The sequence below is a fragment of the Corynebacterium sp. Marseille-P4611 genome, assembly GCF_916618765.1.
Taxonomy (GTDB): Bacteria; Actinomycetota; Actinomycetes; order Mycobacteriales; family Mycobacteriaceae; genus Corynebacterium; species Corynebacterium marquesiae.
The window spans coordinates 1,451,369-1,468,584 of the sequence record NZ_CAKAKD010000001.1; the positions used below are offsets into that span (position 1 = coordinate 1,451,369).

Sequence of the window (17,216 nt, forward strand, 5' to 3'; positions counted from 1 at the left end):
CCGCTGAGCATGTACTTTCGGGAGGCAGTGCCTGGGGAAGGCAACCTCGAGGCAATGGAATTGGCCACGAATAGCCTGATGTAGCATGTCTTTAAAGCGTCGGCTTGATCGGCGTTTGGGGGCTATAGCTCAGTCGGTTAGAGTCGCGGACTCATAATCCGCTGGTCCCGGGTTCGCGCCCCGGTGGCTCCACAACATCTTTCATTGACCTCGTTTGCCCATTGTTCGAGGTCTAAACGTGTAGGTTTAGCGTATGGAAAAATTGGAGCACACTGACACCGCTGTTCAACCAACGACGAAAACAGCGGGAATTCGAACCGTTGTCGTCCCCGCTGCAGGTATGGGAACGCGATTCCTTCCGGCAACGAAGACTGTTCCAAAGGAGCTTCTTCCTGTGGTTGATACGCCTGGCATCGAGATGATCGCGGAAGAAGCCGCAGCGGCAGGCGCTTCGAGGCTGGCGATTGTGACGTCGCCTAGCAAAGACGAGGTTACGCGTCACTTTGATGAGTTCCCTGAGCTCGTTGAGATTCTCCGTGCACGGGGCAAAGATGAGCAGGCGGCGAAGGTAGAACGTGCGGCGAAAATTATCCATCCAGTTGCAGTGACTCAGGAGAAGCCTCTAGGCCTAGGACATGCTGTAGGTTTGGCCGAGTCTGTTCTAGATGACGATGAAGACTTCTTTGCTGTCATGCTTCCAGATGACGTCATTGAGCCGACTGCAGCTATGGGCGAAATGATTCGGGCACGTCAGGAGAAGGGCGGTTCCGTTCTGTTGGCAGTGGAAGTGGACCCTGCACATGTATCTAATTATGGCGTGTTCGATATTGAGGCTACTGACGACGCCCGCGTAAAGAAGGTCGTAGGCATGGTGGAAAAGCCAGCGGCTGAGGACGCTCCGTCGAATTTGGTCGCTACTGGTCGTTATCTGTTGGATCGCGCGATTTTCGACGCCCTACGCCGCATCGAACCAGGCAAGGGCGGAGAGCTGCAGCTTACGGGTGCGATCGATCTGCTCATTTCCGAGGGACACCCCGTCCACGTCGTTGTCCACGATGGCATTCGCCACGACCTTGGTAACCCAGCAGGCTTCATCCCTGCCAGCGTTGAATTCGGCCTCCGTCACCCGAAGTATGGCGCGGCGTTGTTCCATGACCTGGAAGCGATTATGGAAAAGTACCGGCCGGCGTTGGGCTAACGATTAGTATCGAATCACCGAATCATTTGAGCTGCAGCACACTTAATCGAACTTTTGGACTGGGCAGAAGCGCCCTGGCAATGTCTGCAAGGTCCGACCCAAAAGGTGAATTGGCTCGAGTGAAGGCGCGGAAGTGCGGGCAATCTCGGTTTCAGGATTGGGGTAGAGCGGTGAGCAGAGGGCGTCGCCAAGCGCCCGCCCCTTTTAGCCCAGTCCGAACGAACTCCTGCAGCACTACTGTCTTCGGTGAGACGGTGCCGTAGCGCTCGTGTGGGAAGCGGTGGGGTGGTGTCCGGGGGTTCAGTGGCATGGATGCCTTGCTGAAGTTGTGCATTTCCGATTCATCCACGTTGGTCTGCTCCACGCGGGGGTGGGGTGGTTAGATGGGGCGTCGGCAAGCAAGGCGGTGGCAAGGGACTCGTTGGTGAGCGGGGCGAAGGCGGGGGTGTCTGCGTGGCGCAGAAATTGCCGAAGCCGGTCACGTTAAAGAGAAGGAGCCTAAAGGTCGCAAGGCTTCAAGCATCACAATTGGCCGGTCTTATTCATTGTCCTTGGTTGGGGTGCTTGTCCGTGTCTATAAGTTGGTTTCGTCTCCTGCCTTACCCCAGCAGACGCTGGTAGCGTCTTATTACAAACCGCACCAAGCAGCCACGGGAGGCCTATTCTATGAACGGCGATATTACTGAGCTGCTCGTATACGCCGGGTTGGTGCTTGTCATGGTGCTCTACTGGGCCTACTACATCCGGTGCGTGCGGAGGGAGCCCAGAACGGAAGAGTGGTACGACTCAGCCGATGTGGAAGGTGCAGCAAGTGATGGCGTGCTCTTCTATTATCCTTATAGCACGCTAGTTTTGGGTGTTGGCGGTATCGCAGGGTTGGTCGATGGTGCTAGCCCTCCCGAATTTGTTGGCACGGTGCTGAAGGTTGCGCTCATGGCAGCTTTCGTCATCGGAGTCGTTGGATTTACAGGTGGGTTCGGGGTTCCGCTTCCGTGGCCGTTTGTTCCGCGTTGGGTCGTCGACATTCGCAAAGCAAAACGTGCTCGGAGGCGCGAGCGTAGGCAAGCCAGAACGAGGGAAAAGGAAGAATAGGTCTGGCAATTTAATCAGCGTGTGCAGCCCGTTGTAGATTTCCAGCATCAAGCTGTGGTTCCTTCAGCCCTGTAACAAAGCAACTGAAGATGGTTTGGGATCTATTCGAACTCTGTCTAGCCAGAACGCGAACTGATCTCTGGATATTGGGCAGCTATCTCTGTGCTTACCTTCCAGTGCGCCTTCTAGCATGGCGGCGATGTAAAGGGGTTCAGATAGAGAAGCTAGCGACACGGCAAAGCCTGTCGAAACAAGGCTGATGAGGCTATTCCGCAGACGCAGGTAGAAAGCCCTCGGTGAAGTCTGCGCTGCCAAAACATGAAGTTTGGACTAGCTAGAGCGACGATAGCGAGAGCGGTCGTTGAGCTTAGTCTTTTCAAAGAAGAGGAGATTGTCGAACTTCGAGAGCTTTTCCCATACCCGTCGTGATTCGCCGCGGTCCGTGAGGACGTGAAGCTGCACGCAGCGGAGGAGCACTGCTTCGGTGGTGAAGACTGTTGCTGCCTGTCGTTTCCGTATGAGCTGTTTCGCTTCCTCGTCATCGATGATAATTGCAGTCTTTACAGTGGGATCGTCCTCAAGGAGTGCAAGACAGTGGGCGATAGCGGTGTATTCGCCAAGGTGCTTTGCCATGCCACCCTGGACGGTGTAACCCGGCCCAGAGAAAAGGCGGATGTGTTTCCAGAGGAGAGCATAATCATCCTCGATCACTTTCACGTGACGGTGTGCAACTAGGGAAGTCCAAGTTGGAAAGCCACACCGGAACCTCGGAGTTTCTAGTTTTCTTTCCACTTCGTCTTTTACGGCCTTCGGTACGAGAAGCTGTTCATCTCCCACGAACTTGAGAAGGAGATCTTGCTCGCCAGCGCAGATGAAATTGAGCAGGACACTGGTGTCAGCAAAGATGAATCTCCTGGTCATGGCGAACCTACTAGTCAGCGAAGAACGCTGTCAGGTCAGCGTCGATATCGTTACTACCTGTGGAGTCATCGTTGGATGAGCGCTGCGGATCACCAGTTGAATCGATAACTTCCTCGATACTGACTTGTTCAGCGAAGGCAACCGAAGGAAGCGCAAGGAGTCCTTGGTTGTAGGCCTTGTATGCATCGGCGACGAGCCTTTCAGAGGAACGAGGTAATTCTGAAATCTTGGCAGCGTAATCGTAGTCGGCTTTCCAACCGAATTGAGAGGCGAGTCGCTTAGTGGAGTAGCTTTTGAGTTCTTCTTTAGTCTCCTCCGAAATACGTTCGGCCTGGCAAAGTTGGATTGCTGCCACAGTGGGGGAAACTTGGAAGCGCTGAACGACATCTGACAGGAGTTCTTCCGAGGTCGAGGCCTGGGGGAGGTCGTTGAGTGCTTCCACAGGGCACAGCACGCATCGTGCGAAAGTGTTCGCGCGCGTTTCAGAAGGATGAGTTGTATCGCAGAGCAAGGCGGCCCCGTCTTCTGTGACGTCACCGGCGATGATGTGGCCGATCTCGTGCGCCACAGTGAGCCGTTGGCGATACGGATTACTGCTCGTTCCAATCCCCACTGTTAAAGCGCCTGAGCTGGGATCCCGAAGGGTCAAGGCGTCCAAGTCCTGCGGCAATTTCAGGACAATGAAGTCCGCGTCGACTAGCTTCATGAGGGCATTGATGTCAAAGATCGGTTCTGTACCCAGCATGTGATCTTTTCGAAAGCGGGTAGCTAGTTCAACACCTTGTTGTGATGCGCTTTTCGATTTATGCATTGAGATCGTTCAAGTTCACGCGTAGTTGAAGATATGGCAAGAGCTCCTGCGTTGCAGCATCCACTCCGACGCCGTCCCCACGGGCAGCAACGCGTACGCGTTGGGAGAGCGGCGTGTCATCCACAAGTTCGGTGGCGTCGATGCCCAAGGCCCATGCGAGGGCCATGATGTGGTGGAGAGTCGGCCTAGAATCGCTCTTTTCAAGGCGGGCGAGAGTCGACTGGGAAAGAATGCCGTCGGTCATGGCAGCAAGTTCTTGCTGGTTAAGTCCCCGCAGTTGGCGCTGGGTACGGACGCGCTCGCCAAAGTCAGTAGGTATGTTCATAGTTGCGCTCCTTGTTAGCTTCGATTAAACGCGTGAATCAGAATTTAGTCAATGTGATTCAGGAGCTCGCGGTTTTGGGGAGCAGCTTGCTATGAGGGATTAACTAAAGCTGGGTTTGGCCGTAAAATCTCTCAAATCGCCGCACTTGCAGGGGGCAAACGGAGGTTGAGGAGTGGGAGAGGATGCGGGCGAGAACTTGGAGGATTTTCCCCGCCCCTTTCTGGCGTACATCCCCGGCTAGAGCATCCCTATCACGGATCAAGTGTTTCTACATTACGATTAGACTACTTTTCGTGCAGTTGCAGGCTATCACTAGACTTTAAACCAGCTGTTTCAAGAATTTTCCGCCTGAAATCTGAATTGTTGTGAATTTCATTCAGGAGCGCTCCAAGGTAATTTTGCATCGAGATTTCGAGGGTATCGCAAATTTGTTTAGGTACACCGATATCTCTGACAGGGTAATTCTCAATGATCTGCCACCATGCATGTTTAGCCACAAGACAATTTATTCCCTTTAATGTTTCCCCGTAAGGACTTGGCAGAACAAACTTAACCTCCCCTGAATCGGCGTCAGAAAGCGTTAAGCTCGCTAGATGATCTAAAGCTGAGTGATGAAGCCGCTTTTCGGCAGTAGTCTCAGCTAGTTTCGAAAGCGAGCTGTTAGTTGTGAATATTTGCTTTAATCTATTCTCCACCTTTTGAATGGAGCGAGTAACTGGGGAATTAAAATTGTCTTCTAAAATGCGTGCAATTGTGTAAACAGCATCCTTGCCGTAAACGACGGATTCAATTTCCTCGACGGAAAGTATTTGTATCTTCTCAGATTCGAGTTTTCTGACCTGGGCCTCGCTTCGAGAATCCCGGTCAAGTATAGCCATCGCGAAAAGCCAATGATTCGACTTCGAAACAGCTATTCCTTTCGTAGCCGAAATTACATCTCGGCAGCTTCCAGCAGGAATGACATCGAACCCTGGGTAGAGAGCTTCATACAGTTTTTTATCTAAGCTGTTTGGCTGGCCTTCTACGAAGATAATTTTTTGCCTTCCACCCAAGATTGCCGTGAGAATAGACTCAGGCATTGGCTCATTTTTGTCTCTGCCCACTTTGTTTAAAGCCCAGCGAGCTGGGGTAGCTTTATCCCATTGGACGCAGGTAGAAGACCAGAGTGTATACCCAAGACTTAGGAAATCTTTCGCTAGTCCTTCGTCATGGCTGGAAACAATAAAAGCGCAGTCTGGTCGCGCGTTAATCAATCCTAAAACTAGTTTCGACGTAATACTCCGATGAAGATGGCGCTCTGGCTCGTCAATCAAAAATACAGTACCCGGCGCCTGGGTAATAATTTCGGCACCAAGCAGTAAGGCTGATTTTTCACCGTCTGAAAGTTCGGTGATCGGGATCTTGACATTTTCTCCTTCGGTATCGCGGCTAACGAAGATACCTATGCTGGAGTGCCAATCTAGGTGCAGATCGAGGCCTGCCTTGGAGAAAATTTTCGAAAGTTTTTGAAAGTAAGATTCTGAGATTTTGCCGTCTAATTTCTCACTAGAGCGAGCTTCCGAGGCTGCCTGGTTATTTTTATCGTGAAAATCATTCAACACCTTAGTTAAAGTTTCGGATATTTTCTCGTCTTCGAAATCGGTTGAAATTCGTGTCTTAGGTTCAGTCCGATGTTTTTCATTCAATTGGCGTAGACTAGCCGTGTTTGGATCTACAAGCGGGCTGCTCGTTTTGAGCCAGACCCTCCGGTGTCCGACGACCCTGACGATAGAGGAATTACCTCCGTTTGCATGGAGCCAAAGAAGTAGTGCAGATTTTCCTGAGCCATTAGATCCAAGGATCAATAGGGGGTCTTCTTTTCGGGCCGAAATAGACACAGTCTGGCCATCTATTAATGGGATCTGCCACTGCGAAAGTATTGAATCCTCATTAGTTCTGCGTGAATTGGTGCCTGTGCTCACTATCAAATCTTCTCAAATATCAAAAGGGTTAGGCTTATATATTATAACGTGGATGCTGCGAATTGGCTTGCAAAGCTATCCCGTTTCTTTCTCCGGGTGGTAAGCATAGAACGCTGGAAACTAGGGTGTGATCCGTAAGGGCTTTCAAACTCACGGGTGAAGTCGCTGAGAGCTGCCCTTAAATGAACTGCTTCCCATTAGTTAGACTGAGAAATCAGTTTCTGACTAGTGCGGAGTGCTTTTTATGAGAGCACGAAGTTCTTTGAGTGAATCTCAGCGCGAGCAGCTCGTTGATTTGTTTGAGCAAGAGCTGGGCTATACGGTGGCGGCTCATCGGTTAGGAGTTGGGCCTCTATTCTGTAGAGAAATTTGATCATCGTTTCAAGCTGCAGGGCAGACTATGTCTTGTGAAGAGACCATCTACTCAGCACTGAGGTGTCCACTAAACGAGGGTAACCTCAAGGAACAAACCCCAGGGCACTTCAATTTGTTGATTAACTCCGTCAAGATGCGCCTATAGAGCTGCTATTGACTCTAAAGAGGTTGGTAGGGCATAATCCTTAGCAGGAGCGGCCCTACATCATGTACAGCCGCTCGACCCTCACCGAGGCTACTGGCAGGTGAGGGTCATTTTATCTTCAGCCTCGGTTCGGCTTCGGAGATTGTTGCTTCGGAGTTACCTTTAGAATTTCGCAATGCTCTTCCAAGTATTTTTGGTACAGAGATGTGCCTTGTCCTCCGTGGGTAAAAGTGCGCCTGTATGTGAAAGCGACGAGGTCCGGAATCCAAAGGCAAGTTTCATCGGCAGGGCTAACCCATGCCAAGTTGATTTCGGGGTGCAGTAACTTTTTCTTGCGCATGCGCTTGAGAGTATTTCTGTCTTTGTCGTTATCTGACTGAGAGTGGCGTGCTTCGAAAATTATGCCTTTCAGAGAAGGCTCGTTCTTGGTGAGTGTCGTAATGAGCTGTTCGAGACAATCTTGGCGAGCGTGCTCAATATCCTGATTTCTTCGCAGCGGCCGTAGGCAGGCAATATATTGCAAATCCCCGAAGCTATCGCATAGCTGGTGTCGATTTGGGGTAGTTGGTACCGCGAGTCTGCGTAGTTGGTACCGGTGTTCCACGTACCCGGTACTGCAAGGGGTTTTCTTTCATAGTTGATGTTGGCGACACCACAATCCGCTGGTGTTGCGTCAACTTCTACTTGGAAGGAGCCGGTCCTTGTGGCCAACTTCAAACAGATCATCGCGATGTGCCTCGATGGTGCTAGCTACGCGCAGATCACACATGCATTGGGATGTTCACGACGAGAAGTATCCCGAGCAAAGAAAGTCATCAACGATGAGGAACTAACTCCAGAGCGCTTCCGTCAGCTCCCACCGGGATGGTTCGATGATCGATTCAGTGATGGCCGGAGTAAGCGGACGATGTCCTACGACCAGCCTGATTTTCATGCTCTTGCACGCAAGCTGAAAAGTACGAAGCATGTGACCAGGCATAAGCTGTGGATGGACTACGTGTCGCAGCCTTGTCCGACGGATAAGACCAAGTACCAGTACTCCCAGTTCTGCAGTGGGCTCAATGAATTTCTGCGTGCCAACGATCTCGTCGAAGTTATCACCCATGAGCCAGGCCAAGAGCTTTACGTTGACTGGGCCGGGGACAAAGTGCCAGTGACGGATCAGGCCAGTGGTGACACCGTGTTCAAGGCGTCATTGTTTGTCGCGGTCAGCCCGTACTCAGGGCTGATGTACGTTACTGCTGCTGCGAATGAGAAGATGCCGGCGTGGATTGAGTGCCATGTTAAGGCGTTGAATTATCTTGGCAAAGTACCAGCGGTCATCGTGCCAGATAATGCTTCTACGGCGACTTATCGGCCGAAGAAGACCTCTACATACCGGATAGTCACTGACCGCTACGCAGCGTTTGCAGACTATTACGGCGTCACGATCGTGCCGACTAGGCCCGGCAGGCCACGCGACAAGGCAGCGGTAGAGCGTGCCGTGAAAATCGCCTACACCAAAATCCTGGGTTACTTCAGCAACGAAGTCTTCTATAGCCTTGATGAGCTTAATGAGGCGATCGCGGAGCGTCTTGTCGATATCAACGGCGCAATGACGCGGCCTGATGGCTCAACACGGCAGATGCGCTTTGATAAAGAAGAGGCACCAATGATGCGAGACCTTCCGCCGACGCCGTTTACGGAAGTGTCTTATAAGCGGCTTAAAGTCGATCGCAACTGGCACATCACCTGTGACTACCAGTACTATTCAGTGCCATTTCAGCTGGTAGAAGAATCGGTAACAGTCAGGCTCACCCCGCAACTGGTGAGCGTCTTCAACGGGGAGCAGCTTGTTGCTGAACACACGCGCCTTCACGGATTCAAATACCGGTATTCCACAAACCCTCAGCATGGGCCGCGTGGCGATGATGAAGGCCACAAGGCGCTTACCCGTGATGAGCTTTTGGCCTGGGCATCGTCGTTTGGGGCAGCAACGCACGCAGTCATAGCGATGATCCTCGACCGCAATAGTGCCGCCGTACCCCGCGGACTCATCCAGGCACGCAACGTGCTGGCCAACCTGGGCAAAAAGCACAACAAAGCCACCCTCGAACCGGCATGCCAGCAGGTCGTGGACAAGAAACTGGCCCCAACAATGGCAGTGATCAAACGCATCCAGACTGACATTGCCCACGCCCAACAACATCCCTGGGCACCAGGGCCCAAAACACAGCCTGTGCCCAAGCGCCAACCTCGCCAAAGTACCCCGCTTACCGGCGACGTGGCCGATGCCGTCTTTATCCGGCCTGCTGACCACTACGAAAACTAGAAGGAGTGTGAAAAATCATGAGCAGCATCGACGACGAGATTGTGCGGGCGAAAATGCGCAAGCTTCGCGTATCAACCTTCGCTGACATCTTCTACGAGGTTGTCAACGACGAGGCCTATGCGGATGCGCTACCAGAAGACATCTTCCTCGCCGCAGTCGAAGAAGCCTACACACAACGCCAACAGCGCAATATCGCCAAGGCCATCACCCAGGCACAATTCCGATACCCGGATGCAAGCCTGGCTGAAATCACCCGGGCAGAACAACGCGGTATCAACATGCGCCAGCTGAAACGAATCGCAGCAACCAACTGGCGGGAAAACCCGACCAATATTCACATCCTCGCACCGACCGGAACAGGCAAGACATACATTGCCTGCGCCATCGGCATCGCCGCATGCAAAGCCGGATATTCCGTGGCGTACTACCGGCTGGATCAACTTGTAGACATGCTGGCGGTCTTCTCACCGACTGACCAAAACTACCTCGATAAAATGCGGAAACTGATCAACGTCGATGTCCTTATCATCGACGACTTTATGACCATCAGCATCAACCAGCGCGGGCAAGAAGACCTAACCAAGATCATATTCGACCGCGACGGAAGGCTCCCAACACTGATCTCCTCCCAATCAGCCGCCGCCTACTGGGTTGAAACACTGCCAGACAGAGTCGGAGCCGATTCACTCGTAAGCCGCCTCAACAACGGCCACCGAATCCATATCGGAGACTTCGACATGCGCAAAGCCACCGCACCCACCACCCCAGACAACTAAGACTAACGGTCCGGGCCGACGCACCCCTCGGCCCGGTACCAACTACCCGGAACACGACAGTACCGAGTCCCCAGAACACCGGTACCAAAAACTCGCATCTGACAGCTGGAGCATTTCTTCGACTTTCTGGCGGCCATCACAATTACGCATCGATTCAGTTGTATGCCAATAGCTCGACTGCGCAGTCTCCCTGAGGAGACTCCGAGTGTTACCAAGGTGTTCGAATTTGATGGCTGTGCCGACCAAGATATAGAAAGATTCTGAAAAGTCCTCCTCCGGTGCAACGTAGCTTTCGTCGACGAAGGCAATGGTGTCATCAGGTGTCGAGCGTTGGAAAATACGTAAAAGGGAAGGGTGAATCCGATCTGGCAAAGGCATCTCCAAATGAACGATTGAATTATATGTTCGAATGTTACCTAAGCATATTGATTAGGGCCAGACAATGTTGAGAGCTAATATGTGTAACGGTTCTGAGCTCAATTACGTGGCGTCCCCACCATTCGGTTTCCGAGCCTGACTTTGGACCTTGGATCAATCTAGTGTGTGGTGGACAGCATCGCTCGCGTGTGTGAAAGGAATTCGCTCTTGCTCAATGCGCAGTCTGCCCTCGGTGAAGAGTAGACGGTAGGCTTCCTGCTCTTCGATGGTGAGGTGAGTGAGGGTGGCTGAACCGTCGCCAGGGTCAGGGACAGCGAGGTGCCTAAACGCAGTTACGGTAGCAGTATCCATGAGTAGAGATGTGGTGTGGGGGAAGCGGGCGCGCACAGCGTTGAGGATGCTGAAGCCCGCAGCGTCGAGATCACCCCAGTAGGTGATTTCGGATTGGTGAAGCCAGTCGAGGGCGTGAAGCTGCTGCGCTGCGGTGCCGGAGCCCAAAACGGCAATAGTGGGAGGGGCGGCGTCGGAAAGCGTAGGTAAAGCCAGAAAGGTTTGTTTATTTTCCACGATGAGCACTCGCGGTGGCCTGGTGGGGAAAAGAGATGCGGCGTGGGAGAGTGGAATCTCGAGGTCGGATATTACCGGGGCGTGGTTGAGATAACGCAAGCGAATACGGGCGTCGCTGCGGCGCAGTCCTAGTTCCGTGATGCCGAAAGGAGAAAGCAGGGTTAGCAGCAGGCGCCGGTGGGATCCGATCCACTTGCCATCAACGCCCTCTACGGGGACGGCGCGTTCCCACTCGCCGGAATCGGGATGGGTGAGCAACCAGTTCAAACACGGTTCCAAGCAATGCAGGTCGTAGGCGCTTAAATCCTTCCACTGCTTGTAGGCGCGGTGAACGGTGTGAGCGAAGTCAGGGCGTTCGGGGAAAATCGAGGCGATCTTTTGAGCTCTTTGAACCGCATGCGAGTATGTTGTGGCCATGCCTGCTGCGGAAGCGATGCGTTCTGCACCATTAATTACCACGCGTACTGGCACGGAATTGGTGCCCAGCCCAGTACGCGACCAATTGCGGGACTCGTAGATAACCTCTTCCTGGTGCGGCCAGCGCTGCCAGGCGCGGATGAATTCTTGGGTCATTGGTAAATCGCGTTGGGCGGTGGCTGCCGTCGGTGGATGAAGCGGCCAGTCCAAGCGGAGGGAATCCGGTGAAGATAGCGCCTCCGTAAAGTGGTTGCGCAGGTGCTTTGCCGCATGTGCTTGTAGGTCTTTAGGAATCCGCATTGGGGTCCTCCTGGGGATACGAGGCGGCGTCGATAAGCGAATAGCCTGTGCGTGCCTGTGGACGGCCATGAATGATGGGCTCGTCGTAGTTGACCACGATGGTGCCGTCGACGTAGGGCGATAATGTTTGAATCAACTTGAATGGCGTTGCCAAAATCATGTGGAAACCAAACGATTCAAACACCGACATTGCTGTGCGGGTAAAGGCCGGATCTGCGCGGTCAAAAGCTTCGTCCAAAATGATGGAACCATAGGTGGGAACATCCTGATCCGGCTCCGCTAACCGGAAACGCAGGGCCGCAGCCAGACAGAAGAAAACTAACTTTTGTGCCTGGCCACCAGATAGGGAAGCAGAATCCTGATAAGTATTGGCGGTTGTTCCGTCAGGGTAGCATTCGCGGCCGATAAAGCTTACGTGTTTTCGGGTATCAAGAACCAGGTTGCGCCAACGAATATCTTCCGGTTGGGTTGAACCTAAGCGGCTGAGAATTTTGTCCAAGGCATGGTAGCGCCGTAACGCCGCTTCCGGCTCATCTGCGCTGATCTCGGCCAGGCTATGCGAAGTCGCGGAATCTAGATCTCGCTGGAATTCCTGTACTACCTGGCCGCGAGCGTCTTTCACATCAATTCGCAAGATGCGGTCACCATTAAAAGGCGAGCGCTCCAGTGACTTATTGATAAATTCCATACGTAGTTCGATATCGCTGCGGGCGTGGCGCAACGAAGAAGCAAGATGAGACAGATTTTGCACCGTTGTTCCGTTGAGGAGTTCTAGGAACTGAGCGCGGAAATCGGCAAGGCGATCTGCCCGAAGGAACTTCAACTTTTCAATGCCTTCACCGGCAAAGTTTGCCTGTGGCTGTAAATCCGCAGATTCCGCTGGCCACTGAGACAAGTATTTGTGGAGAACGGAGACAATCTTGGCATTTATCTCCTCGATGTTTCGTGCAGCCGCGCGGGATGTATCGTGCAAGCTGTTTTGTACTGCATCGCGCCGGGCATCGATGTCATCGATGGAAAGCTTGCGTCTTCCGTTGTGGAGGGCTTCTTTGACCTCCTTGGCTATGGTTTCGTCAGCGATGGGAGGTACGGTGCCGATGTTCTGGCGACGCTGTGTGGAGCGCTGGAGCTCGCCCTCTATGCTTCCAAGGTGCTTTTGGGATTGCTTAAGGCGGGCACGGGCTGCAGCTAGACTTTCCTTTGCTCGATTGTGCGCGGCATGTAGGGCTTTCGCCTCGGGTGACGAGGAGAGAGAATCATATTGCCGTTGCAGATCTCGTTTGCGAGTTTCTGCAGATGCGGTATCAATATCCTGAAACTTAGTCTCTAACACCAGTTTCGCTTTATCGCGTTGAGTGCGCAGGATATCCATTTTTCGGTTTAAGTCTTGAACTAGCTTGGCGGTGGCACTGGCATGGGCTTTCGCTTTATCGAGTTGCGTGCGCAGCAGCTCAATCTTGGCGTCATTGGTAGAGCCCACTCGGTACCAGCGGGTGCCGGAAAAACGCCTGCGGTCGTCTTTAATAAAGCGGGTAGACCCGTCTTTATCCTGAGGGCGGCTTTCCAAGCCATCGCGAGTAACAGCTGGGGTCTTAGTTACCTGTTCCAGAGCCGCGACTGAACTGACGCATTCATAGTTGAATCGGCGTGAAATATGATGGCGGACCCACGGCGCCATAGGGTGGTCTTGGAATTCCAGCTTGTGAATGAGTTGTTGTGGGCTACGCGCAGTTGCTGGTGCCGGTGCAAACTCAGGGATGGTGCGGTATTCGAGCCGGGTCCCCACGTTCCGAGAATTGACCCACTGATTAATCGCTTTCCGCGCGCTTTCCGGAACCAGCAGGGTAGCAGCAAACCCGTGAAGAAGCTTTTGGAGGACCGGCTCCCATTCCGTCTGCTGCGGACTAATATCCATGAGCTCACCAGCAAAGGGAAGTTCTGACTCGGCGTACCCCGTATCGTGAGCGAGCTGGGATCGTAGCTCTACCAATGCCCTATCTATGTTGGTGTTTCGCGAACCGAAAGAAGCGAGTTCGCTTTTCAGAGTGGCAAACGTTGACGCGGCGTCGCGAGCAGCTACTCCAGCCTCTTGCTGTTGATTGATGAGCTTGGCAGAGTCAGCCTCGAAGTCCGCGATGCGCAGCTTTGCATTAGCCTGAAGTTCCGCAAAGCCATGCGGATTGAACTCATAATTGTCGGTCCATCGGCCGGCGGCAGCGGCCAAGCGCCGGAATTCTTTGGATCGGTGCTCGATTTCTTTTTCAGCAGTCTCCATTTTTGCGCTCAGGGCATCGAGCTCACCGGCACCAAGTTGAGACACAGCCACTGCTGTTAACCGTTCCGCCTCGTCGAGGTGTTTGACCTCTTCCTCGAGAGACTCTGTATCTGATTGCGCCTCAGTCAATTGCGCGTTTAGCGCTCTGATTTGATAATCCAATTCCTCTGCCACCATGTGAGCTCGGACCGCTGGTAGCGCTTCACTCATGGCCTCGGCCTTGTGCTTGGCAGATTCTGCAACATCTCGCTGCGCATGCAGACGGGGAAGGGGAGCGAGTGTGTCAATCTGTGCTTTGACATCCTCCACCCGTAGGTAAGCTTGGCGGAGGTCCTCGAATTGCTCCACAGCTTCATCGGCTCGCTCGAAAGTAGAGGGCTTGTCCAGCATGTAGCCTCGGAAGAGCTGATCCAGGCTGGACAGGGACTTAGCGGATTGAGTGCGGTGCAGGAGCACCTGGCCTAGTTCGCTTTTGATCCCAAGGCGCTTACGAAAGCGATCTGCGAACGTACTATACGTCTGTGTGAAAGAAGCCCCTGGTCCTTTATACAAAGCTCTAATCTTGCGGGTATCTAGGCTTCGCGTGAGCAGGGAACTCAACTTATCGATGTCCTCGTCTCCCTGCACCACTCCGTACAGCTTTTTAACCTGGCTCACGGAATTTTCACCGCCATTGAGACGGAAAATGGCAATGAGGGTATGTTGCTTTCCAGCTCCGTTATCGTAGGTCAGCGCCACAATTGAATTCGTTGCGCCCGTTCGCAGGTATTCCGGAGCAATCTCGCCCGTCTGTGCATTTTCCTGTTGCCGCCATGCACCACGCACATAGGATACGAGATTGCGACCATCATGCCGCCCAAGGTCTTGTTGCGACGCCGCGTTAAATTTCAGATCTCTCTGCGGTACTAACACCGCTGACATTGCATCCAATAAGGTAGATTTGCCGGAACCGGATCCGCCGGTGATCAGGAAACCCTTTCTAGCTACGGGGATGGAAAAGTATCCGTGAAATGTGCCCCAGTTAATTAGTTGAATGCGGCTTATCCGGTATTGGCCTGGGTAAATATTAGTCATTGGAAGCATCCTCTTGGTCATGCCCTGTCTCCGCTAGGCGGGCGTACTCGTCTCGGATGGCGGTAACCGTGGCGGCATCGAAAAGCTGCCGCAATACGGGCGAAACCTCAAACCGGCCTTCAGTCTCAGTAGCGCTTAACAGTGAATATTCATTGCGGATGCGTTTGATTGCTGCATTGAAGCGATTATTGAATCCGGCTTCGTCGCGGTTATCAACTGCGCGTACGTACCCGATTCCCTCTCGCAGATCCTCCACGTCCACGATTACACGTTCGCCGGGTAGCGCCAACCCCAGTTCTTGGCGCAGGTTTAGCAAAATGGCGGTGTCGATGTGCTTGAGCTTATCCGTGCGCAGCACCTGCGGAATAGCTAACGTTTCTTCTTCCACCATTCGGGTGAAGGCGAATCCTTCTGCTTCATCGATAACGAGCTCGAGAAATAACTCGTGCAGTCTAGCCCGCAGGTTTTCTTCGTCTGAAATGATCGCGGACCACAGGACAGGTTCCTTCTGCGCTCGAATAAGTGGTCCTTTTAGTAGCTGTACCAACGCGCGGCGCGAGTTATACGTCAGCGTTCCTTTATCGTTATTCCATAGTGGCGGTTCATGCTCGGAATCGACGCGGTGATTAAGTGCAGTGGTCACAATAGCTCCTCAATGGTGGTGCGGTCGAAATACATAGTGGGAATAAAAGCGGCGCGTGTTGTGCCGTCTTCTTCGGTCCAGAAGACTTTCTCCGTGGAATTTCTTAAGTCAGGAAGGGGGTGCTGATCCGCAATGTGCACCAAACCCACTACACTAGCTAGGCCTTGCGTGGCAGGGTAAGCCTGCAATACTTGGCCAATGGTGCACGGTCCTGCCTTATCGACGGCCCTTCGAATCATCTCGTACAACTCTTCAAAGTCAATCTCAGATTCGCGAACTAGCTCGAGTAATGCTTCTGCGTTTTCCTCGCCTGGCTGGAACGCCTCAGGTGATTCCTCTACTACCTCCCGGCCTGGGTTGGCTAAGCGAATGCGGGAAACGGAGTGGATGGACATACCGATGCGCTGCAGCGGCGTCTCCATTCGGTGAAAGGCCTTAAGCTCAGAGTTCTGCGCGGCATCAATGGCCATACCGCGCGCCTCTCTTAGTAGCTCAATCATGCGCCTGTCTTCTGCGAATTGCTCTGAGGAAACGTAGTTGCGCAAGCTACGCGCCAAGCCGGTCATCGTCTGGTTGACATCGAAACTCGTGTCTTCCATATCGCGGAAAAGATTTCGCAGGTGTTGCCGCTTTTCTGGCGCCAGCTCCCGCCCGGTATCGCTTTCTAGAACTTCTTTTATCCACTGGTCCAACCATGCACTGCGTTCCCTATCCATAAGGAGGGAATAGAATCCGCGGAAACTGCGTCCAGCCTCAGATTCAGCAATATGGTCCACGCCGGTGAAGATCTCTTCGAGCACATCGCCGCGGTATCCCTCTGGGTCTAATAACTGCCGGCGTAGTTGGTGATTGAGGGCCTCAAGTTCGTGGCGCACCCGGGCGAAATCGCTCGGTACCGCCGTTGCCATATTAAGCACGTCTTGTACACGTTCTTCTGTCTCTGCGGAGGTTAAGGATTCGAACTGTCCTAAACGTGCCTTTTCAATTTCCTGGTCAATGCGGTTCCGCTCTGCCTCAAGACTGGCAACGCGGCTGGCGATATCCTTATTCGTGTCCCTTGCTAACCGCTGCAGGGCCGAGCTTATGGATTCCACCCGTGATGCTGTGACAGCAGATACCGGTGACTCCCACCGTTCGATGGCCTCTAGAGCAGAAAGCGCGTCTTCGCTTGGTTCCAACGTCTCGCCGTGTGAACTTTTACCTGACTTCCTCACCAACCATCCTGCTTTTACCCAGTCAGTGCAGTAACTCTGGGGCGTACGGGGCATGGCAAAACCGTTGGCAATAACCTCAAAATCAGTGACCATCAACTCGTATACCTCCGCCGCTGGCCGTGCTCGGGTACCGCGGGGGAAGTACTCTGCAATCAGCGCCAAAATTACCGGCGCGTTATCAGCCGCAAGCAGTCGTACCGCCGCAGAATTGTGCATTAACCGTCGCAGTGAGAGGGCCCTAGCTTCAACAGACATGATTCGATTTTGGCAGCTGTGGCGGACATGTGCAGTGGTGTCTGGCTCATTTATTCGATTTTTGGGTATCCGAGTAGAGGTATAAAGAGGATCCGTGCGCGACATGTGGCAGTATTCGCCGTGCCTGTGACAGGTCATTTAGCCCGTCCGAATCGTCGGCGATGTGAACGACTCCCAT

General features: G+C 53.1%; 12 protein-coding genes and 1 tRNA gene. 5 read left to right on the forward strand and 8 right to left on the reverse strand.

Features of this window, described 5'->3' with window-relative positions; genetic code table 11:
* Positions 1-118: 118 nt before the first annotated feature.
* The 3 genes from LG376_RS07025 (at position 119) to LG376_RS07035 (ending at position 2,290) form a co-directional block, all read left to right on the forward strand.
* A tRNA-Ile gene (locus tag LG376_RS07025) sits at positions 119-192 on the forward strand.
* 61 nt (positions 193-253) lie between these two features.
* Complete coding sequence (locus LG376_RS07030) at positions 254-1,198, forward strand: UTP--glucose-1-phosphate uridylyltransferase (protein ID WP_225746631.1); 945 nt, start codon at positions 254-256, stop codon at positions 1,196-1,198.
* A 666-nt stretch (positions 1,199-1,864) separates the two neighbouring features.
* Positions 1,865-2,290 (forward strand): hypothetical protein, encoded by a 426-nt coding sequence (locus tag LG376_RS07035; protein WP_225746632.1) that lies wholly within the window; start codon positions 1,865-1,867, stop codon positions 2,288-2,290.
* 330 nt (positions 2,291-2,620) lie between these two features.
* Here LG376_RS07035 and LG376_RS07040 read toward each other — a convergent pair whose 3' ends face one another.
* The 4 genes from LG376_RS07040 to LG376_RS07055 form a co-directional block, all read right to left on the reverse strand.
* Positions 2,621-3,211 carry a hypothetical protein gene (locus LG376_RS07040; RefSeq protein WP_225746633.1) on the reverse strand — a complete coding sequence of 197 codons (591 nt, stop codon included), beginning with the start codon at positions 3,209-3,211 and terminating at the stop codon, positions 2,621-2,623.
* 10 nt (positions 3,212-3,221) lie between these two features.
* A complete protein-coding gene (locus LG376_RS07045) occupies positions 3,222-4,022 on the reverse strand; it encodes an ImmA/IrrE family metallo-endopeptidase (protein ID WP_225746634.1) in 801 nt (266 codons plus the stop codon).
* Positions 4,015-4,347, reverse strand: a complete 333-nt coding sequence (locus LG376_RS07050; RefSeq protein ID WP_225746635.1) for a helix-turn-helix domain-containing protein — start codon at positions 4,345-4,347, stop codon at positions 4,015-4,017. Before LG376_RS07050 ends, LG376_RS07045 begins: the two co-directional genes overlap by 8 nt.
* A gap of 284 nt (positions 4,348-4,631) precedes the next feature.
* Positions 4,632-6,308, reverse strand: coding sequence for an AAA family ATPase (locus LG376_RS07055; protein WP_225746636.1), 1,677 nt, complete (start codon positions 6,306-6,308; stop codon positions 4,632-4,634).
* A gap of 1,223 nt (positions 6,309-7,531) precedes the next feature.
* On the opposite strand from LG376_RS07055, the gene istA reads away from it, so the two are divergent.
* Complete coding sequence (istA, locus tag LG376_RS07060; RefSeq protein WP_225746637.1) at positions 7,532-9,139, forward strand: IS21 family transposase; 1,608 nt, start codon at positions 7,532-7,534, stop codon at positions 9,137-9,139.
* A gap of 17 nt (positions 9,140-9,156) precedes the next feature.
* Positions 9,157-9,915, forward strand: a complete 759-nt coding sequence (locus LG376_RS07065) for an ATP-binding protein (RefSeq protein WP_049377799.1) — start codon at positions 9,157-9,159, stop codon at positions 9,913-9,915.
* Between the two features lie 531 nt (positions 9,916-10,446).
* Here LG376_RS07065 and LG376_RS07070 read toward each other — a convergent pair.
* Genes LG376_RS07070 through LG376_RS07085 form a run of 4 tightly spaced genes read right to left on the reverse strand, consistent with a single transcriptional unit; the run spans position 10,447 to position 17,038 of the window.
* Complete coding sequence (locus LG376_RS07070) at positions 10,447-11,577, reverse strand: DUF3322 domain-containing protein (RefSeq protein WP_225746638.1); 1,131 nt, start codon at positions 11,575-11,577, stop codon at positions 10,447-10,449.
* Positions 11,564-14,926, reverse strand: a complete 3,363-nt coding sequence (locus LG376_RS07075; protein WP_225746639.1) for an ATP-binding protein — start codon at positions 14,924-14,926, stop codon at positions 11,564-11,566. The genes LG376_RS07070 and LG376_RS07075 overlap by 14 nt, the downstream gene beginning before the upstream one ends.
* On the reverse strand, positions 14,919-15,569 hold the full coding sequence (locus LG376_RS07080) for a DUF4194 domain-containing protein (RefSeq protein WP_225746640.1): 651 nt from the start codon (positions 15,567-15,569) through the stop codon (positions 14,919-14,921). Before LG376_RS07080 ends, LG376_RS07075 begins: the two co-directional genes overlap by 8 nt.
* Positions 15,566-17,038, reverse strand: a complete 1,473-nt coding sequence (locus LG376_RS07085; protein WP_225746641.1) for a DUF3375 domain-containing protein — start codon at positions 17,036-17,038, stop codon at positions 15,566-15,568. The genes LG376_RS07080 and LG376_RS07085 overlap by 4 nt, the downstream gene beginning before the upstream one ends.
* Positions 17,039-17,216 lie beyond the last annotated feature (178 nt).